20 protein-coding genes are annotated in these 18,324 nt (G+C 62.5%); 9 read left to right on the top strand and 11 right to left on the bottom strand.

From position 1 onward, the window contains the following. Nucleotides 1-33: 33 nt before the first annotated feature. From ACTEK7_RS22840 to ACTEK7_RS22800, 9 genes are all read right to left on the bottom strand, one after another. Nucleotides 34-273, bottom strand: a complete 240-nt coding sequence (locus ACTEK7_RS22840) for a hypothetical protein (protein ID WP_063822473.1) — start codon at nt 271-273, stop codon at nt 34-36. 39 nt (nt 274-312) lie between these two features. After that, entirely contained in the window at nt 313-591 is a 279-nt protein-coding gene (locus ACTEK7_RS22835; RefSeq protein ID WP_225147722.1) for a twin-arginine translocation signal domain-containing protein, read from the bottom strand. Between the two features lie 16 nt (nt 592-607). Beyond that, the gene (locus tag ACTEK7_RS22830; protein WP_346347577.1) at nt 608-1,111 is read right to left on the bottom strand and encodes an HdeD family acid-resistance protein; all 504 of its coding nucleotides are present in this window, start codon (nt 1,109-1,111) and stop codon (nt 608-610) included. Between the two features lie 200 nt (nt 1,112-1,311). After that, nucleotides 1,312-1,797 carry a DUF992 domain-containing protein gene (locus ACTEK7_RS22825; RefSeq protein WP_225147721.1) on the bottom strand — a complete coding sequence of 162 codons (486 nt, stop codon included), beginning with the start codon at nt 1,795-1,797 and terminating at the stop codon, nt 1,312-1,314. Further along, the gene (locus tag ACTEK7_RS22820; protein WP_036035737.1) at nt 1,798-2,397 is read right to left on the bottom strand and encodes a hypothetical protein; all 600 of its coding nucleotides are present in this window, start codon (nt 2,395-2,397) and stop codon (nt 1,798-1,800) included. It lies immediately after the preceding gene. Beyond that, nucleotides 2,394-3,533, bottom strand: a complete 1,140-nt coding sequence (locus ACTEK7_RS22815; protein ID WP_225147720.1) for an AI-2E family transporter — start codon at nt 3,531-3,533, stop codon at nt 2,394-2,396. Before ACTEK7_RS22815 ends, ACTEK7_RS22820 begins: the two co-directional genes overlap by 4 nt. Before the next feature lie 29 nt (nt 3,534-3,562). Then, the gene (locus ACTEK7_RS22810; RefSeq protein ID WP_036026659.1) at nt 3,563-3,808 is read right to left on the bottom strand and encodes a hypothetical protein; all 246 of its coding nucleotides are present in this window, start codon (nt 3,806-3,808) and stop codon (nt 3,563-3,565) included. A 30-nt stretch (nt 3,809-3,838) separates the two neighbouring features. Next, nucleotides 3,839-5,278: a basic amino acid/polyamine antiporter gene (locus tag ACTEK7_RS22805; RefSeq protein WP_225147719.1), complete on the bottom strand. Its 1,440-nt coding sequence runs from the start codon at nt 5,276-5,278 to the stop codon at nt 3,839-3,841. Between the two features lie 128 nt (nt 5,279-5,406). After that, the gene (locus ACTEK7_RS22800) at nt 5,407-5,637 is read right to left on the bottom strand and encodes a DUF6894 family protein (RefSeq protein ID WP_036026643.1); all 231 of its coding nucleotides are present in this window, start codon (nt 5,635-5,637) and stop codon (nt 5,407-5,409) included. Between the two features lie 239 nt (nt 5,638-5,876). Between ACTEK7_RS22800 and ACTEK7_RS22795 the strand changes: the two genes are divergently transcribed. Beyond that, the gene (locus tag ACTEK7_RS22795; RefSeq protein ID WP_225147718.1) at nt 5,877-6,587 is read left to right on the top strand and encodes a Bax inhibitor-1/YccA family protein; all 711 of its coding nucleotides are present in this window, start codon (nt 5,877-5,879) and stop codon (nt 6,585-6,587) included. Between the two features lie 18 nt (nt 6,588-6,605). Here ACTEK7_RS22795 and ACTEK7_RS22790 read toward each other — a convergent pair whose 3' ends face one another. Next, nucleotides 6,606-7,109, bottom strand: a complete 504-nt coding sequence (locus ACTEK7_RS22790; RefSeq protein WP_057026468.1) for a DUF1269 domain-containing protein — start codon at nt 7,107-7,109, stop codon at nt 6,606-6,608. Nucleotides 7,110-7,313: 204 nt separating this feature from the next. Continuing rightward, complete coding sequence (locus tag ACTEK7_RS22785) at nt 7,314-7,514, bottom strand: DUF3551 domain-containing protein (RefSeq protein WP_081494582.1); 201 nt, start codon at nt 7,512-7,514, stop codon at nt 7,314-7,316. A 304-nt stretch (nt 7,515-7,818) separates the two neighbouring features. Between ACTEK7_RS22785 and ACTEK7_RS22780 the strand changes: the two genes are divergently transcribed. From ACTEK7_RS22780 to ACTEK7_RS22745, 8 genes are all read left to right on the top strand, one after another. Beyond that, nucleotides 7,819-8,895: an efflux RND transporter periplasmic adaptor subunit gene (locus ACTEK7_RS22780; RefSeq protein ID WP_225147717.1), complete on the top strand. Its 1,077-nt coding sequence runs from the start codon at nt 7,819-7,821 to the stop codon at nt 8,893-8,895. Beyond that, nucleotides 8,892-11,960, top strand: a complete 3,069-nt coding sequence (locus ACTEK7_RS22775; protein WP_225147716.1) for an efflux RND transporter permease subunit — start codon at nt 8,892-8,894, stop codon at nt 11,958-11,960. Before ACTEK7_RS22780 ends, ACTEK7_RS22775 begins: the two co-directional genes overlap by 4 nt. A 144-nt stretch (nt 11,961-12,104) precedes the next feature. Next, entirely contained in the window at nt 12,105-13,538 is a 1,434-nt protein-coding gene (locus ACTEK7_RS22770) for a basic amino acid/polyamine antiporter (protein ID WP_036011479.1), read from the top strand. 26 nt (nt 13,539-13,564) lie between these two features. Next, nucleotides 13,565-14,827 (top strand): arginine deiminase, encoded by a 1,263-nt coding sequence (gene arcA / locus ACTEK7_RS22765; protein ID WP_225144728.1) that lies wholly within the window; start codon nt 13,565-13,567, stop codon nt 14,825-14,827. A gap of 118 nt (nt 14,828-14,945) precedes the next feature. Further along, nucleotides 14,946-15,782, top strand: coding sequence for an outer membrane beta-barrel protein (locus ACTEK7_RS22760; protein WP_036011475.1), 837 nt, complete (start codon nt 14,946-14,948; stop codon nt 15,780-15,782). Nucleotides 15,783-15,816: 34 nt separating this feature from the next. Then, complete coding sequence (locus ACTEK7_RS22755) at nt 15,817-16,044, top strand: hypothetical protein (RefSeq protein WP_141697668.1); 228 nt, start codon at nt 15,817-15,819, stop codon at nt 16,042-16,044. Between the two features lie 419 nt (nt 16,045-16,463). Beyond that, a complete protein-coding gene (locus ACTEK7_RS22750) occupies nt 16,464-17,600 on the top strand; it encodes a sensor histidine kinase (RefSeq protein WP_225144729.1) in 1,137 nt (378 codons plus the stop codon). A 60-nt stretch (nt 17,601-17,660) separates the two neighbouring features. Beyond that, on the top strand, nt 17,661-18,293 hold the full coding sequence (locus tag ACTEK7_RS22745; RefSeq protein WP_057026149.1) for a response regulator: 633 nt from the start codon (nt 17,661-17,663) through the stop codon (nt 18,291-18,293). Nucleotides 18,294-18,324 lie beyond the last annotated feature (31 nt).

The following is an 18,324-nucleotide window of genomic DNA, read 5'->3' as shown; positions in this document are numbered from 1 at the left end:
GACGTCACTTCGTTCGGCATCTGGCGGACTGCATTACTCGCGCTGCGTCCTGTTGCTGCGGGCTGGTTCGTCGTAACCTTTGCGATGGCTGTAGAACATCAGCGCGATCAGGCCGCAGCCTAGGATCAGGATGAGAATCACGGCTCCGGTCAGGATGACGTTTCCATAGAGGGGCATCGGCGTCGATCGCCAGACCGACACGCAAAACCAGCTCGCCCCGACCAGCAGACCGGCCAGCAAGGCGGCGATCGCCCATTGGTTCCTGTCGCGCATCGTTACCTCCATCAGCTTCGCAAGGCTTCGGAGACCCGCCTAGACCCAACGCCAACCGCAGCGACGTCGGCCGCGATGCCACCAGCAGACCCAGCGCCGGTGGCGGCGACGGCGCGGTGGAGGGCCCCAGCCGGGTCGCGGAGGCGGTCCCCACTGCGTTTTGATCAGTTCTGACGACGTGGTGGCGCGTCGCGGATCTGGATCGATCGGCCGCGCTTCGGCAACGTCGATCAAGCGGACGCCGGTGGCGCCGAGCGCGGCAGCGGCAAGAGCGCTCGTTGCGAAGCCTAGGAAGGCTCGGCGGCTGGAATCAACCATGTGTCGTCCTCCTCTGTCACGCAGTCGATCGCAGCGATTGCAGGGCGTAGAGCAGCCATGCGAGGCCGTGTGAGATCAGGTCGACGCCGAGCAGGAAGCCGAGCGCCCAGACGCTAATATCCGGGAAGCCAAACAGGATGAGCACGCCGGCGGCCATGGCGAAGACGCCAGAGATCAGCATCATCCAGCCGTTCTGTCGCCAATAGGCGAAACTCAGCACGCATCGAACGACGCCAGATGCGAATAGCAGCGCGCCGAGGAAATAGGTCAGGATCAGTGCACCCGACGCCGGCTGGGTAAGAAGGATCAGGCCGAATGCGAGGTAGAGCGCACCGAGAATGATCCGCCACAGGAAACTGCCCCAACCCTTTGTCCAGAACGCATGCGCGATCTCGAAGGCGCCGGCAGCGATTGCGGTGAGCCCAATGAACTTGACACTGATGATCGTGGCGAAGGCGAGATCGCCGAGGGCGAGGAGGCCGGCGGCGATCAGGACAATTCCGAGGAGAGCGCAAGCCATAGCGGTGGGGCACCCAGCGTGTTGAGATCGCCGCGGCTGTCGTACACGGTCATGCGAACCTCCTGGGTGCTCACGCTCCGATCGACGCGCCTTCGATCCTAGACTTGAACCAGCAGGTCCAACATCGGACGAAACCCGGAGTTGAGGGGCGGGAATATTCTCATTCCAACTTGTTGCGACCTTTCCTGAGCGGACACGGCTCATCGCGGTCCGCGCGGGCCCAGTGTCAGATGGGTCACGCCGGCCGCGAGATTGAGCCCGATCGAGCGTTCGATCGAGATTGGCTGGAGCATGATGCTCCTGCGCGAGCCGCCAATCAGGACGTTGGCGCCGAGGCCGGGGCCTAGAGCGAAATTGCCACTCGCGCCCACATAGCTGCCGCGCAAAGTGCCGGCACCAATCCGCGAACTCCTTGCGAAAACGGCCCAGGACAGCGTGCCGGCGCTGGTCACGCCGAGATCAAGGCCGAGGCGTCTGATCCGTCCCTCGTAGACGTAGCGGCGGGCAGGGCGCACCCCATCGAACACGCAGCGCAGCGACTGCGTCGATCCGAGCACCAGCCCGACGCGCGGCTCCGAGAAGCATAGCAGCCTGCCTATTCTGAATCTCTCGGCACCTGCGGGCGATGGAATCGTCAACAGCACCGCCACTGCGCTGATGGCCGCGAGATATGGCAATTGTCGCATTCAAGCCTCCGCCTGGTGCTTTGTTTCGGTCGGGGCCCGCGGCGGGCCGCCGTCCCGGCGCAGCCAGAACGAAATGGCCAGCCCGATCAGCAGCACGGCGCCAAGCAGGAAGAAGAAGATGGATTGCTTCAGCCACGAGATTGCCGGGACGGCTGCGCCCATTGCAAGGCCGAGAAAAGCGATCTGCAATGACAACAGGCTGATGCCTGCGAGGAATGTGCCGAGCGCGAGCAGCGTCAGCAGGACGAGACCGGTTGCCGGCGTCGGGAGCAGTTGCTGAACGCCGGAGACCAGGATGATGTTCATCGTGATCAGGACGGCGATCCAGTGCAGCGCCTGGGTCCAGATCAGACGAATCTGGCCCTCCCTGCCTTCGATCTCCGGCCATTTGGTGATGACGCAGACCACCCCGATCGCCAGCGCCAGGAATTCCCAATAGCCGATCAGCGGCTGGTGCGAGACGTTGGTATAGGCAACTCCTGCGATGGCGAGCAGCAGCGCGACGGCGTACGGAAGCTGCTGCCAGACAAGACGCCCCATTCCCGAGCGCGCCTGTTGAGGCACGTGGTCTTCACGCTGCTGTGCATCCGTTTCGCTCATGGCTGCTCACCCAGGATTGGGGGATCGGTCGTTGCCGGTTCGATCCTGTCTCCGAGATAATCCTCGACATACAACCTGATGATCGCCACCCGTCCGACCGCGACGAGCGGCATCGCGAGCGCAATGCCCATGACGCCGAACAAGGCGCCCAGCAGGACGATGGCGACCAGGGTCCAGGCTGGCGGGGTCTCGACCGCATGCCGCTGAATCAGCGGGCCGATGACGTAACCTTCGATCGACTGGATGATGGTGTAGACCGCGACCGCCCAGATCAGCGGCGAGGCTCCGAGCGGCATCGCAACGAGCGCGATCGGGATCGCGGCGACGATTGGCCCAAGATAGGGGATGAAGTTCGACAATCCTGCCTGCAATCCGAGAACGAATGGGCCAGGCAGGCCGATGAGATAAAGGGCAAGCCAGACGAAGAGCGTCATCAGGATGATGCGGATCAACTGGCCGACGAACCACAGTCGCATCACGGTGCCCATCTCGTCCATCACCTCGCGCGCGCGGGCCCGGTAAGATTGCCTGACCAGCACGACCACGCTGTCGCGGTAGCTGATGGGATCGAAGGCGAAGAGAATGCCGAGGAACAAGATCACGAGCACGGCGGTCAAAAGGCTCGAGGCGCCGCCGAGCAGGAATTGCGCATGGCTGAGGAACCGACCCTGGTCGGCGAACAGCCACTGCGCGAAGTCACGCCCCCATTCCGGGCCGAGCAGATCCACGCCATAAGACAACAAATGCTCTTGCAGGATGTCGACCTGGGCATCCATGACTTTCAGCAGCACACGCGTCTGCTCCGGCAGCTTACCGGTCCCCCAGGCCAGCCCGAAGCCTGCCAGCGCCGACAGCAGCAGGAGAACGAGCGTCAGACGCCAGACGCGGCTGAGAGGAAGAACCGGCGCCAGAGCCCGGGCTGCGGCATCGAGAAAGGCTGCGAAAAGCACGCCTGCGAACACGACCAAGAGACTCGACACCGTTTGCCAGACCAGGAAGAGGGCCACGGCCACGACGAGCACAGTGAGGCCGATCGCAAGCAGGCTCGGTCGTCCGGATTGGACCGAATCGTCGATCGGGCTCTCATTCCGAACGAGGCCGCGGACCCGCTCGGATCCGACCCTGGCGTCGCTCATCGATCGGTCCGCCGTCATGTGGTCACGCCTCACGAGCGGACGCGGCGGCTGCCAAAATGCGGATGCTTGCCGCCGCGATGACGCCAATAGCGATGCTTGAATGGATTCGTGTTGGTGTTGATGTTGGGCCTCGCATCGCCCGGGGCGGCCGTGCCGGTTTGCTTCGGCGCGGCCACGGTATCGTCCTTCGGCTGAGCCGGGGAAATGCTTGACGGCAGAGTGGCGGCTACGACTGCGGTGAGGAACAGGGTACGATAGTTGATCCACATCTTCATCCTCGCCTCCATGCGGTCAGCGATAATCGGTCAGATCGCGATGGCTCCGACAGCCAGGCCGTAGATTCCGATCCCCGCGGCGATGGCCACCGCGCCGAACAGGACGGACTCGACCGGCCTGAAAAGCCGCTCCTTGCGTTCGCGCTTGGCGATCAGGAACAGCAGCGTTCCCGGCGCGTAGAGGATCGCGGATAGCAGGAGAAATTTCGCCCCGCCGGCGTAGATCATTCCCGCCGCGTAGAGCGTCGCGACAGCCGCGAAGATCCCCTCGCTGGTGCGGGCGCGCTCGCCGGAAGCATAAGCGTCACCAGTCCATGCGAGCTTCAGGCCGTAAGCCGCCACGAGGAAATACGGGACCAGTGTCATTGCGCTCGTCATCTTGAGGGCGAGCGTGAAGGCATATTCGGCGAACCAGCTCACAAGAAGCAACGCCTGGATCACGCAGTTGGTGAGCCAGAGCGCGCCGACAGGGACCTTGTGAACGTTCTCGCGCGCCAGAAAGGCCGGCATCGTGCGCTGAATGGCCGCTGAGTGCAGGATCTCGGCCGCAAGGAGGGACCATGACAGGTAATTGCCGAGGATCGAGATCAGCAATGCGATACTGATGAACACACCGCCCCAGCGGCCGACCATGGCCTCCATCACGCCTGCCATCGATGGTGTCGGCAGGTCCGCGAGCCCGCTCCGCGGCAGGATGCCGTAGGACAGGAGTGTCACGAGCACGAGAAGGCAGAGAACGGTCAGAAAGCCGGTGACCGTCGCGATACCGATGTCGTCGCGCCTTCGTGCGTAACGCGAATACACGCTCGCGCCCTCGATTCCGACGAAGACGAACACCGTGAGCAGCATCGTGCTGCGGACCTGGCTCAACACCTGCCCGGCGTCGGGCTCGGTCGTTCCCCAGAAATTGTCGGAGAAAAGCCCGCGGTTCAGGGCGACCGCAGCCACCACGATGAACAGCACGATGGGAATGATCTTCGCGAAAGTTGTGACCGTGTTGAGCGCGGCAGCCCCCTTGATGCCGCGCAGCACCAGAATATGGACGCTCCAAAGCAGCACGGAGGCCGAAGCGATGGCTACCGGCGTGGTGCCGTCGCCGAACATGGGGAAGAATTGGCCGAGCGTGGCCTTGATCAGGATGAGGCAGGCGACGTCGGCTAGACAACAGCCGATCCAGTAGCCGGCGGCGGACGCAAAGCCGATGTAATCACCGAAACCGGCTTTGGCATAGGCGTAGATGCCCGCATCGAGCTCCGGCTTGCGCCGGGATAGCGATTGGAACACGAAGGCCAGAGTCAACATGCCGGTGCCAGCAATCATCCAGGCAATGATCGCTCCCAAAGCGCCGGTGGTGCGCCCGAACTGAGCCGGCAATGCGAAGATGCCGGAGCCGACCATCGACCCGATCACCAGGGCGATCAGCGCATTGCGCGAAAGCTTCTGATCGGCCTCGCTTGTCGAAGCAGCCATGATGGATGCCTTCCGATCCGAGGCGGCTGCATTCGCGGCCTCCCTCCCGGAAGCTTAGAGCCACCTCCCGCGTGCGCACATCAGGGATTGTCTGTAGGAAGAGAGGCAGGAAATCGGTGGCCGCCGATTCAGATATCGCCACGGGAAGCGGCGGTGTCGTCCTCGCCCTTGTGCCAGGACGTCGGCAACGTATCCCGCGCGACCAGCACGACGCTGCCACGGAAGAACTCGCCGGACTTGGCGAGTTCGGCGGCCAGGCGCCTGGCATGTAGGACGGCCGCATCCTGCTCGCTAAGATCGCATCCGATCGTGTCGGGCGAGACGCCGTATCGATCGGTGATATGGAAGAAGAAGCGCATGCCTCCGGTTAGGTCATGGCGCCTCCGGTCTCCAGTGACAAAAGCGCAAGGTGCCTCAGTCAAAAGTCTTACGACCTGCGAAGCAGGTTCCAGTCTTACGGATCGGCAATCAGCGCCCTGCCGTCCCCATTCGGGCAAGAGTGGTTTTCACCTGATGTCTTCGGGTGATTGTCCGATGTTGTTCCGTCGAAGCAGAGCCTAGCGTGGTCGCGCTTTAGGGGGTTGCACAGGAGGATGCGATGTCGAATCTCGATCAGAACTTGGCGGCGACAGACGTCGTCGGCGGCCGGATCACCGTGGATGCCGGACTGCGCCAGTACATGTTGCGGATCTATGGCTACATGGCCGCTGGTGTCGCCCTGACCGCCGTCGCCGCCGGCCTGACCTATCAGGTCACCGGCCCCGCGCTGCTGCAGAGCCCGCTGATGTGGGTTTTCATCCTGGCGCCGCTTGGGTTGGTGTTCTTTCTCAGCTCGCGCATCGAGACATTGTCGGTGCCAACTGCGCGCCTGCTGTTCTTCCTCTATGCTGCCCTGGTCGGTATCTCGCTCTCGATCCTACTACACATCTACACCAGTTCGTCGATAACCCGCGTCTTCGTCATCGCTGCTGCAATGTTCGGCGGGCTCAGCGTCTTCGGCTACACGACCCGGCGCGACCTTTCGGGATTGGGTACCTTCCTGTTCATGGGGCTGATTGGGATCATCTTCGCGAGCGTCGTCAACCTGTTCCTGTGGTCGACTGCGCTCGACTGGCTGATCTCGATCGTAGGAGTCGGCGTGTTTGCCGGCTTGACGGCCTATGACACGCAACGGATCAAGGCGATGTACGACAGCGCGGATGACCAAACCGCTTCGGGGCGAAAGTCGGTCCTTGCCGCGCTGTCGCTCTATCTCAATTTCCTCAACCTGTTCCTGATGCTGCTGCGTCTTGCGGGCGGCCGCCGTTGAGAAGGGAAGGGCGGCGGCTCAGGCCGCCGGCCGCTCCACCGTGCTGGCGAGGGCATCGCGCAACGCCTTTTCCTTCGTCTCGTCGAGGGAGGTCTTGAGTACGACGCCGCCCGCGTCCTTGATCTCCTTGATCACCTTGTCGGCGGTCATGTGCTTGATCAGGACGAACAGGGCGGCGTTGCCGGGCTGAAGGCTGGCGGAGAGACTCTTCATAAAGGCATCGTCGATTCCGACGTCCGAAAGAGCGCCGCCGAGTGCACCCGACGCTGCGCCTACGGCAACTCCGAGGATCGGATTGAGAAAGAGGACACCGATTAAAAGGCCCCAGAAGCTTCCCGTCACCGCGCCCATGGCGGTCGTGTTGACGAGTTGGTTGAGCTTGATGCTGCCCTGGTCCGTCTTTACGGCGATCACGGCGTCACTGATCGTGATCAGATATTCCTTCTGCAGCCTGAGCAATTGCTGACGCACTTCTTCGGCTTTCGCCTCCGACGGATATACGATGGCGACCAGATCTGACATGAAGACCTCCCGTTGGAGCATGCAAGCGGACCCGAGGAAGCTACCGCGCGAGAGCTGCCTCAGGGGATCGGAGAAAACCCTCGGTCCCGGTGGGGAATGTTCCGAATGAGATTGGACGCTGTAGACTGCGTCCCGAAGGGGCGGCGCAAAGTGAAATTGCTGGCGCCGCCCGATCGATGCTACCTCGGCGATCAATTGCGGCATCTAGCGGCGCGGATTGGGGACGCAGGTGCCGGACCGCCCGCTCACCGACGCGCGGCATTGGGCGCGAGTGTCATACATACAGGTCAGCGTTCCCCTGAACTTTCTGCACCATGCCAGATCCTGCGCTTGTCCTGGCGTCCACGAGCCCATGGCACTGAGCGCAATGAAGACGGCAGCGGAGAGCAAAGCCAGCTTTGTCATCTTGGTTTCTCCTTGTCGTTGAGCAATCACGTCGAGCCGCGGATCGCAGGCTCGTCAAACCCGCCGCGGCTTTGACGAAGGGGTCGCATGCGCCGCAACGGCGGCAGCTGCAGGCTTATGCACCGTCTGCGCGCTTGGGCTGTCGGGTGATCGCCTGACTTCGCTGCCGGAATCTTTCGGCTCCGCCGGATGTTCGTTCACGATTGCACCCGCGGATGCTCAGTAGATTTACCGATACAAGCGGGATGAATTCTCCGCAAAATCCTCAGCGGCACGGATGGGTCAATTCATGCAGCTGCGGTCAATGAGTACGACGCTTGTTGCAGGGGTTTCTGCGCTGTTGCTGGTCGCCTGTGAGAGGGAGGCGGCGACGGACTCCCTTCCGGCGCCGGCGCGTCCCGTCCGCACCATGACAGTCGAGAAGCGGGATCAACTCACGCCCCTCACATTTTCCGGCCGCATCGAAGCCGAAGACGAAGTGAATCTGGCATTTCGAATTTCCGGTCGGCTGCACTCGAGCGACATCCGGCTCGGTGAGCGCGTCGAGGCCGGCCAGCTGTTGGCGCAGCTTGAATCGCAGGACCAACTCAGCGCGTTGCGGCAGGCGCAGGCCGCTCTTGCCGCAGCTCAGGGCCAGCTCACTCAGGCACGCAATCATTTCGAACGCCAGCAGACTCTGTTGGCGCAGGGATGGACCACGCGCGCCAACTTCGAGGCCGCGACGCAGGCGCAACAGACTGCGCAATCGAATGTTGAAATGGCCGAAGCTCAGTTGAATTCCGCCCACGACCAGGTCAGCTTCACCGAGCTGCGGGCCGATGCACCGGGCAAGATAACCGAAACGGGGCCCGCCGCCGGAGAGGTCGTCCAGGCCGGACAGACGATTGCGCGGATCGCGCGGCAGGATGGCCGAGACGCGGTCTTCGACATGCCGGCTCAATTCGTCCGCGCGGCACCGTCCAATCTGCAGGTGAGCGTCAGTCTGACCGACGATCCAGCGGTGACTGCGGAAGGGCGTATCCGGCAGGTTGCCGCGCAGGCCAATCCGGTCACGCGAACCTTTGAGATCAAGATAGGACTTCGCGATCCCCCTGCCGCGATGCGGCTGGGGGCGACTGTCACGGGGCGCGTCGAGATGAGCGCCGGACCAATGATCGACATTCCGGCAACGGCGCTGACCAGGATGAATCGCCAGCCGGCGGTCTGGATCCTGGATCCCGCGACGAAGACGGTCGCCATCCGCAATGTCGACGTCTTGAGGTTCGATCAGGCGCAGGTGATCATCTCGCAAGGTTTGGACATAGGCGAGGTCGTGGTGACCGCGGGCGTCCAGGCACTTCATCCGGGTCAGCGGGTGCGCGTCCTTGGGTCGGAGCCATGACCGGGCTCAACCTCTCGGAATGGGCGCTCGGGCGCCGTTCGCTCGTCATTTATCTGATGATTGCCGCCGTCATCGCCGGCGTGCTGTCCTATCTGCGGCTGGGCCGGAACGAAGATCCTGCATTCACCATCAGGACTATGGTTGTTCAAGCGGCCTGGCCTGGAGCGACGGCCGAAGAGACGATGAAGCAGGTGACCGAACGGCTCGAGCGGCGGTTGCAAGAGACGCCACATCTGGACTTCCTGCGCAGCTTCACTCGGGCCGGTCTCACCACTATCTTCGTGAACTTGAAGGGGAGCGCGAACGCAAGGGACGTCTCCGATACCTGGTACCAGGTGAGGAAATCCATCGGGGACATCCGTCACACGCTGCCGGCGGGCATCGTGGGACCTGCGTTCAATGACGATTTCGGCGACACGTTCGGGATCATCTATGGATTCACCAGTGATGGATTTACCCAGCGCGAGCTGCGTGACCGGGTCGAGGCGGTCCGCTCGCGTCTTCTAGACGTGCCCGATGTCGCGAAGATCGAACTGCTGGGTGCGCAGGACGAAGTGATCTTCGTCGAGTTCTCGAAACGGCAACTCGCAAGTCTCGGGGTCGATCGCACGGCTCTGATCGCCGCCCTGCAGGCACAGAATGTCGTGAGCCCGGCCGGCACCATCCAGACCGGGACCGAGCGAATTTCGTTTCGGGTGTCCGGGGCGTTCCAGTCGGAGCAGGACATTGCCGACATCAACTTCAGCGCGGGCGGTCGCACGCTACGTCTGAGCGATCTCGCGACGGTACGGCGAGGCTATGCCGATCCGCCGCAACCGCTGTTCCGGGTCGGCGGTCGTCCAGCGATCGGGCTCGCGATCGCGATGCGCGAGGGCGGCGATATTCTCGTTCTCGGCAGGAACATCAAGGCGGCGATGGCAGAGATCACGGCCGATCTGCCGATCGGAATCGAACCGAGCCTCGTGGCCGACCAGGCCGTCGTGGTGGACAAAGCGATCCGCGAGTTCATGACCTCGCTGGTGCAGGCGATCGCGATCATCCTCGTCGTGAGCTTCATCAGCCTCGGCGTTCGGCCGGGCCTCATCATCGCACTGGCTATTCCGCTCACGCTTGCGATCGTGTTCCCGACGATGGAGTTTCTTCGCATCGATATGCAGCGAATTTCCCTCGGCGCTCTCATCATCGCGCTCGCGCTGCTGGTCGACGACGCCATGACGACGACGGACGCCACGCTTAATCGGTTGGCGCTGGGCGACGGCAAGATCGCGGCCGCGGCCTACGCCTTTCGCACGCATGCAGTCGCCATGCTCACGGGCACACTCGTAACGATCGCCGGGTTCATTCCGGTGGGCTTTGCAGCCAGCGCGGCCGGCGAATACACGTTCTCGCTGTTTGTGGTGGTTACGATCGCTCTCCTGGCGTCGTGGTTCGTCGCCGTCATCTTCACGCCGCTGCTCGGCGTCGCTATCCTCGCGCCGCCCAAGACCACAGCCGATGCGCCGGGAATGGCCTTTCGCTTGTACCGGCGCTTTCTGGTCCTGGCGATCCGCGCCAAATGGCTGACGATCGGCGCGACGGTTGCGCTTTTTCTCGCTTCCGTGCTCGCGCTTCCGCTGGTTCCGCAGCAGTTCTTTCCATTGTCCGACCGGCCGGAACTTCTCGTGGACATCGGCCTGCCGCAGAATGCATCGATTTACGCCAGCGAGGCGGCGGCCAAGCGCCTCGATCAAGTACTGACCGGTGATCCCGACGTTGGTCATTGGAGTACCAATGTCGGGCGCGGTGCGATCCGCTTCTATCTGCCGCTCAGCGTCGAGCTGCCGAATGACTTCTTCACCCAGGCGGTCGTTGTGGCCAAAGACGTCGCGGCACGCGAGCGCCTGCATGCCAAGCTGGAACGGTTCCTTGTGGAAGAATTCCCGAACGCCATCTCCTCGGTTTCGCCGCTTGGGCTCGGTCCCCCCGTGGGATGGCCGCTGCAGTATCGCGTCAGCGGTCCCGACGTCGAGCTCGTGCGTGACATCGCGGTCGAAGTCGCGCGGATCGTCGGCTCCGATCCGAGGGCCAAGAGCCTCAATTTCGACTGGATGGAGCCGGATCGCCAGATCCGCGTTCGCGTCAACCAGGATGAGGCGCGCCGTCTCGGCCTGAGCTCGCAGGCGATCTCAATCGTTCTGAACACCGTGATCTCCGGCCTGCCCGTGACCCAGGTGCGGGACGATATCTACCTCGTCGATGTGCTGGCCCGCGCAACGGACGAGCAGCGCGTCTCGCTGCCGAGCTTGCGGACGCTGCAGGTGCCGATCCCGGGAGGGCAGACCGTTCCGCTGAGCCAGTTTGCCACCTTCGAATACGGTCAGGAGTTTCCGCTGATCTGGCGGCGCGATCGCATGCCGACCCTGACGGTGCGGGCCGCCGTTCCCGACGAGATGCCGCCGGAGACGGTGGTCAATCGGCTGGCTCCCGCTATCGCCAAGCTGAAGGCCACTCTGCCGCGTTCCTACGATGTCGTGATCGGCGGCACGGTGGAGGAGAGCCGAAATTCGAGGTCGTCCGTGATGGCAGTCGTACCGATGATGTTGTTCGTCATGTTTACGGTGCTGATGGTGCAGCTGCAGAGCTTCCCGCGATTATTGATGGTCGTTAGCGTCGCGCCGCTCGGCCTGATCGGCGTCGTCGCGGCGCTGCTCGTGTCCGGGCGGCCGCTGGGCTTCGTCGCCATCCTCGGCGTGTTGGCGCTGCTTGGCATGATTAGCAAGAACGCGGTGATCCTGATCGGGCAAATCGAGGCGGAGCGCTTGCAAGGGAAGGGGCCCTGGCAGGCGGCAGTGGATGCAAGCAGCTCCCGCTTTCGTCCGATCATGCTGACGGCCGTCTCAACCGTACTCGGCATGATCCCGATAGCGCCGACCGTCTTCTGGGGGCCGATGGCCTTTGCGATCATGGGCGGCCTGCTCGTCGCAACCGTTCTAACTCTGGTGCTGCTGCCGACCTTGTATGTCGCCTGGTTCGGCGGGAAAGAAATGGCGCCAGCTTCCGATGCTTCCAGCCCGGCGCGAGGGTAATCCCGGACAGCGACTAGGTAATCACCTGATGGGCCGGGCCGAGGCCACGGCGCATGGTTCGATCTCGCAATAAGGAGGTCGGCAACGCATCGTTCGAGACATCGATGACGGCGTCGGTCTTCGCTCGCTCTTCGAGGCCATTCAATGACTGCGACGACATCGGCCCAGAAGCTCTCATTGTTCGCACTGACGGGAATGGTCGTCGGCTCCATGGTCGGCTCCGGCATCTTCTCGCTGCCCAGAACCTTCGGCACCGCAACCGGTCCCTTCGGCGCCATCCTCGCCTGGTGCATCGCAGGCGGTGGCATGTACACCATGGCGCGCGTGTTCCAGTCTCTGGCCGAGCGCAAGCCTGGTCTGGATGCCGGTGTTTATGCCTATGCGAAAGAGGGCTTTGGCGACTATCCCGGCTTCCTGTCGGCGCTCGGTTACTGGATGGGAAGTTGCATCGGCAACGTGTCCTACTGGGTCCTCATCAAATCGACCCTGGGCGCGTTCTTTCCCGTGTTCGGCGACGGCAATACGGTCATCGCGATCGTCGTAGCCTCGATCGGGATCTGGCTGTTCCACTTCATGATCCTGCGCGGGGTGCAGCAGGCCGCCGCGATCAATACGATCGTCACCATCGCCAAGATCGTGCCGATCCTGATCTTCATCGTCATCCTGATCCTTGCCTTCAAGGCCGACCTGTTCCGTGCCAATTTCTGGGGCGGCGAGGGCATGCCGGACACGGGACTCTTCGAGCAGATCCGCGCGACCATGCTGGTCACGGTGTTCGTCTTTCTCGGGATCGAGGGGGCCAGCGTCTATTCCCGCTACGCCAAGGAGCGGTCCGACGTCGGCGCGGCGACGATCATGGGCTTCCTGGTCGTCACGAGCCTGATGGTGCTCGTCACCATGCTGCCTTATGCCGTGCTGCCGCGTGCGGAGATTGCAGACATGCGGCAACCGTCAATGGCCACGGTGCTGGAGGCAGTGGTCGGACATTGGGGTGCCGTCTTCGTCAGCATCGGGCTCCTGGTCTCGGTGCTCGGCGCCTATCTCGCCTGGTCGCTGATCTGCGCCGAAGTGCTCTCCGCGGCCGGTCGGACCCGGGACATGCCGCGCGTGTTCGGTACCGAAAACGCCAACAAGGTACCGGCTGCCGCGCTCTGGCTGACCAATATCGTGGTGCAGCTCTTCGTCATCAGCACCTACTGGTCCCGTGATGCCTTCTCGCTGATGCTCAATCTCACGAGCGTCATGAACCTCATTCCGTTCTTCCTGGTCGCCGCCTACGGATTGCTGCTGGTGAAGCGCGGCGAGACGTACGAGAAGAGCGCGGGCGAGCACAGACGAGATCTGATCTTCACCGGCATCGCCGTCATCTACACACTCTTCCTGATCTACGCGGCCGGAATGAAATACCTGCTGCTATCCGCGCTGCTCTACGTGCCCGGCACGGCGCTGTATGTCTGGGCGCGGGTCCAACAGAAGGCGCGGATTTTTGCACCGGTGGAGTGGGGCATCTTCATCGTGGCTGCGATCGGCGCGGCCGTCGGCATTCACGGCCTCGCCACCGGCTACATCACGATCTAGGCGGATCGATTGCGGAGGTTGCGCTCATGACACAACAGACATCAAACGGAGCGCTTCCTTTTGGCGTTCATTCGGAAGTCGGTCAGTTGCGCAAGGTAATGGTCTGCTCGCCGGGCCGCGCTCACCAGCGTCTCACTCCGACCAATTGCGACACGCTGCTGTTCGACGACGTCCTGTGGGTCGACAATGCCAAGCGCGACCATTTCGACTTCGTGCAGAAGATGCGCGACCGCGGCATCGAGGTCGTCGAGATGCACAATCTGCTCGCGGACACCGTCGCCATCCCGGAGGCGAGGCGATGGATCCTCGACAATCAGGTGGTCCCAAACCAGGTCGGTCTCGGCCTGATTGACGAGCTCCGCGGCTATCTGGAAAGCCTCGCCCCCCGCGCGCTGGCGGAAACCCTGATCGGCGGATTGTCGACCCACGATTTCCCCGACGCACATGGCGGTGAAATGCTCCGGCTGATCCGGGAGGCGGCCGGCATGACCGAGTATCTGCTGCCGCCACTTCCGAACACGCTGTACACGCGCGATACCACCTGCTGGATCTATGGCGGCGTGACGTTGAATTCGCTGTTCTGGCCGGCGCGTCACGAGGAGCCGATCCTCGCCGCCGCCATTTACAAGTTCCATCCGGATTTCGCCGGCAAGGTCCACGTCTGGTGGGGCGATCCGACTCAGGATCACGGCCTTGCCACTCTGGAAGGTGGCGATGTGATGCCGATCGGGAAGGGAAACGTCCTGATCGGATTGAGCGAACGGACATCGAGACAGGCGATCAGCCAGCTTGCCGCCGCTCTTTTCAGGAAAAAGGCCGCCGAGCGCGTCATCGTGGCGGCCATGCCCAAGCTGCGTGCGGCGATGCATCTCGACACGGTCTTCACGTTCGCCGATCGGGATTGCGTGCTGCTTTACCCCGATATCGTCAATAACATCACGGCGTACTCCTACCGGCCGGCGGACAATTCCGCTGGTATCGAGCTGCGGAAGGACGAGAAGCCTTTCGTGGACGTCGTAGCTGAAGCGCTCGGCCTGAAGAAGCTCCGCGTCGTGGAGACCGGCGGCAACGCCTATCTGCGAGAGCGAACTCAGTGGGACAGCGGTGCCAATCTGGTCTGCGCCTCTCCAGGCGTCGTCTTCGCCTACGATCGCAACACCTACACCAATACGCTGCTGCGCAAGGAGGGAATCGAAGTGATTACCATCGTCGGCGCGGAGCTCGGCCGCGGCCGCGGCGGTGGTCACTGCATGACCTGCCCGATTACCAGGGATCCGGTCGACTACTAGCCGGCGGAGGAATCGACCCAGATCAACCTGTGATTTATCATCTGAACATTAACACGCCACAATCGGCGCGCAGTGTGACACGAATCCCGGTGTCCGGCTGCAGCATCGGAGGGGACCTATGCGACCGTCTGGATTTTTTCTGCCGGTTGCCGCACTGCTCGGCAGTAGTACGGCTTGGGCGGCGGACCTCGATCTCACTGACTTCAAATCGAGCGGAGCCGCTACATCCTCCTACGCGGTTCCTTATTACCAAGCCCCGTCCTGGAGCGTCGTTGGTTCCATCTCGCCGACTTTCACCGACAACGCGCTCTTCACCCGCGATAACCGCAGGTCCGACGTCTATTACGCGCCAGACGTGAGCGTCAGGCTTGACGGGAACCTCACCAACGATCTGTCATACCGGCTCTATGCGCGGGCTCAATACGAAGCCTTTTCGCGGGAAAAGGACGGCAATTTCGCCGTCGCGCGTATGGGCGCGCGTCTGACCGAGAACTGGGACGGCTGGCGCTTGTCTGGCATTTACGAAAATCGATATGATTTCGATGGCATCTACCGCGATCTCGCCTTCACGTCCCACGACGTGATGGGCTCAGTCGCGCGCGATTTCCGCGTTGGCAACGCGACGTTCTCGCCACTAGTGCTTTTGACCTACCGTTTCTCCGATCTGGCCGAGGCGCGCCGCTGGCGCTTTGACGCCGTGCTCGGAATCGAGGTCAAGCTTGATCCCAGATGGTCGATCGTCAGTACGCCCCTGTTCGAAGCCTATTGGTTCACCGATGGACTCAATACCGGTCGCCAGGATCAGCTCTATTCGGTTGACCTCGGCCTGAAGTACAACGTTGCCAACAACGTGTCGCTCACGACGACCGTGCTCTACGAGGCACGAACCTCGAACGTCCCGCTGCGGCGATACAGGGACGTTCGGATCGGGCCTCGCCTGGACTTTGCCTTTTAGAGGTGCTCGAGAGATGCCGGCAAGACGCCTTCTAATGCTGACCTGCCTCATCATCTCAAGCATGATGACGACGGTCGTGCTGGCCGATCCTCGCGATGCGGTCGATCGTAGCCATCGACTCGATACCGATGCACTTCGGGATGATGCCGCGACGCGCCGTCTGGAGCAACCATCTCACCCGCTCGCAATTGCGCCGGCCCCGGCGGCACCGCCCGCGAAGGCGACCAGAAAGAAGAAGTCGGACACGAGCAGTAGCCGATAGCCCTGGCGAACCTGTCAGCGCATTAGGCGGGGGAACGGTGGAGGACGCCCGGCGACCACGGAATGGCGGCGCGACGATGCCATTCGGGCTCGTTCGCCGCGCATCGCCATTTTTACTCTCTATTGCATCGGATTTGAGATTCGGCGGCCCTTGACGAAGGCCAAGATTTCAATCCCTCACGAATACTACCTCATGTTGAATGAGCGGTTCGCTGGGTGTATAGTTGATTGACCCCGCAGGTGCGCTATTCCGAATTCGGTGGAGGATTTCTCGCCGGCAGGGTGGGGAGAGACCCCGCTATTGTCGTCGTGGCCAATATCGGGAGTCGCCGGAATAGAGTGAGTAGTACAGTGAAGCCACATGGCTCCCCCGCCAGAGAGTCGAGGCAAACCAGTCCCAAGCGCTGGCTGCGCGTAGGTTTGCAACCATCGACCGAGGAGCTTTACTGGAACTCTTCTGCAGATCTCCTCTTCGTCGCGCGCCCCTCCTTTTGCGGACATTTCGTCTACGAGAGCATCAATCCGGCATTCGAGTCCCGGCTCGGCGTATCGTCGCGAGACGTGCTCGACATGGATGTATCCGATTGCCTGAGCGCGGATGACGCGAGATCTGTCTGCGAAGCACTTCGGGCGAGCCTCGCGGAGAAGGCTGAGATCAGGATCCGGCAGCGGCTGGCGTTTGGTGGTTCATCCCGCACGAAGGAAACGACGGTCACGCCGATCCTGGATCCCGCGACCCGCGGTGTCGTCCGGTTGATCGGCTGCCATCGCGAGGCGCGCGACGTTCGCTTCGAGGACCCCACCACATGGGGGAACGGGCTGGATGTCGAAGCTGGCCTGCTGTCGCTTCAGGAGAGCATTCAGCAGCGGATCGCTTCCGATCTCCACGATTCGACCTGTCAACATCTGATTGCCGCGAGTCTCGGCTTGATGCGGATCCGCGGCCAGCTTGACGGCACACAAGCCGCCGAACGGATCTGCGACGAAATCGACGCGTCGATTGATGAAGCGCTCCGGGAGCTCCGGGCTTTTGCCTATCTGCTGCATCCGCGGGATCTGACGGGTGACGGATTGAAGGCCACGATCGAAGGCTACGCGGAAGGGTTCGCGGCGCGCACCTCGTTGCATGTGAGGGTGAACATCGTGCCGGAGGTCGATGGGTTACCTTATGAGGCCCAACGCTCGCTGCTGCGCGTTGTTCAGGAGGCTCTGACGAACGTCTTCCGTCACGCAAAAGCGACGGAGGTGGCAATCGTCATCGATGTTGTCGACAGTCGTTTCCAATTGATGATCAGCGACAATGGACGCGGTCTTCCCCACCCTGGCAGGCCGGGTGCCGGGACGCTATCGAGCGGCGTCGGAATTCCCGCGATGCGAGCAAGACTGCACGGGATCGGAGGTACGTTGGCCATCCAGTCCAGCGGGATGGCGCCGCATTCCGGTACCGTTCTGTCCGCGGTCTTCCCGCACGTCCTTGCAGTGAATCGGCGCAATCGACGAAGGACCACGACCAATACGAGGGCCGATACCGGCACACAATCAGCGAAAGAACACTAGCCAGCGGCGGCGGGTCGAAAGTGTGACCCGAACCGCCGTCAAGAATAGGGAGTGTGCTGCATGAAACGTATCCTCATAGCCGACGATCACGAAGCGGTGCGATCGGGTTTGCGGGCGGTCCTCGAACAGCGGGCGGACTGGGAAGTGGTGGCCGAGGCCACTGACGGAGGCAAGGCGGTCGCCGCGGCGATCCAGAGCCAGCCCCACGTCGCCATCCTGGATTTCTCGATGCCGAGGATGACCGGCGTGGAGGTGGCGCGGCGTATGAGGGACTATCGGCTGCAAACCGAGATCCTGATCTTCACCGTGCACAATTCGGGTCTGATAGCGCAGCAGGCGTTCGAGGCCGGCGCCCGCGCTTTCTTGGTGAAGTCTGATGCGAACAAGCTGCTGCTGGCGGCTGTCGAGTCGCTGCTGATGCATAGGCCGTTCTTCTGTACGAATAGCATTGTCGAATACGACGGCGAGCCGGGCCCCCACGGCGAACGACACCACCATGGGCTGACCGCGCGCGAGCAGCTCGTCGTCAAGCTGGTTGCCGAGGGCTACAGCAACAAGGGAATTAGCGCGATCCTCGACCTGAGCGTTAAGACGACGGAGGCACATCGTGCAGCGGCGATGCGCAAGCTGGAGGTAAACTCGACGGCGGGCCTCGTGCGATACGCGGTGCGGAGCGGACTCGTCGAGGCCTGATCGCAAGCCGTGGCGATCCGTGGCTGTCAGT

Source organism: Bradyrhizobium sp. JHI2711, from assembly GCF_056156565.1.
The sequence above is the reverse complement of the archived record's forward strand: the minus strand, read 5'-3'. Positions and strand labels throughout refer to the sequence as shown.

Coding starts and splice junctions, on each gene's coding strand:
- ACTEK7_RS22840 (WP_063822473.1), bottom strand. CDS start 273: ATGCGCGACAGGAACCAATGGGCGATCGCCGCCTTGCTGGCCGGTCTG.
- ACTEK7_RS22835 (WP_225147722.1), bottom strand. CDS start 591: ATGGTTGATTCCAGCCGCCGAGCCTTCCTAGGCTTCGCAACGAGCGCT.
- ACTEK7_RS22830 (WP_346347577.1), bottom strand. CDS start 1,111: ATGGCTTGCGCTCTCCTCGGAATTGTCCTGATCGCCGCCGGCCTCCTC.
- ACTEK7_RS22825 (WP_225147721.1), bottom strand. CDS start 1,797: ATGCGACAATTGCCATATCTCGCGGCCATCAGCGCAGTGGCGGTGCTG.
- ACTEK7_RS22820 (WP_036035737.1), bottom strand. CDS start 2,397: ATGAGCGAAACGGATGCACAGCAGCGTGAAGACCACGTGCCTCAACAG.
- ACTEK7_RS22815 (WP_225147720.1), bottom strand. CDS start 3,533: ATGAGCGACGCCAGGGTCGGATCCGAGCGGGTCCGCGGCCTCGTTCGG.
- ACTEK7_RS22810 (WP_036026659.1), bottom strand. CDS start 3,808: ATGAAGATGTGGATCAACTATCGTACCCTGTTCCTCACCGCAGTCGTA.
- ACTEK7_RS22805 (WP_225147719.1), bottom strand. CDS start 5,278: ATGGCTGCTTCGACAAGCGAGGCCGATCAGAAGCTTTCGCGCAATGCG.
- ACTEK7_RS22800 (WP_036026643.1), bottom strand. CDS start 5,637: ATGCGCTTCTTCTTCCATATCACCGATCGATACGGCGTCTCGCCCGAC.
- ACTEK7_RS22795 (WP_225147718.1), top strand. CDS start 5,877: ATGTCGAATCTCGATCAGAACTTGGCGGCGACAGACGTCGTCGGCGGC.
- ACTEK7_RS22790 (WP_057026468.1), bottom strand. CDS start 7,109: ATGTCAGATCTGGTCGCCATCGTATATCCGTCGGAGGCGAAAGCCGAA.
- ACTEK7_RS22785 (WP_081494582.1), bottom strand. CDS start 7,514: ATGACAAAGCTGGCTTTGCTCTCCGCTGCCGTCTTCATTGCGCTCAGT.
- ACTEK7_RS22780 (WP_225147717.1), top strand. CDS start 7,819: ATGAGTACGACGCTTGTTGCAGGGGTTTCTGCGCTGTTGCTGGTCGCC.
- ACTEK7_RS22775 (WP_225147716.1), top strand. CDS start 8,892: ATGACCGGGCTCAACCTCTCGGAATGGGCGCTCGGGCGCCGTTCGCTC.
- ACTEK7_RS22770 (WP_036011479.1), top strand. CDS start 12,105: ATGACTGCGACGACATCGGCCCAGAAGCTCTCATTGTTCGCACTGACG.
- arcA (WP_225144728.1), top strand. CDS start 13,565: ATGACACAACAGACATCAAACGGAGCGCTTCCTTTTGGCGTTCATTCG.
- ACTEK7_RS22760 (WP_036011475.1), top strand. CDS start 14,946: ATGCGACCGTCTGGATTTTTTCTGCCGGTTGCCGCACTGCTCGGCAGT.
- ACTEK7_RS22755 (WP_141697668.1), top strand. CDS start 15,817: ATGCTGACCTGCCTCATCATCTCAAGCATGATGACGACGGTCGTGCTG.
- ACTEK7_RS22745 (WP_057026149.1), top strand. CDS start 17,661: ATGAAACGTATCCTCATAGCCGACGATCACGAAGCGGTGCGATCGGGT.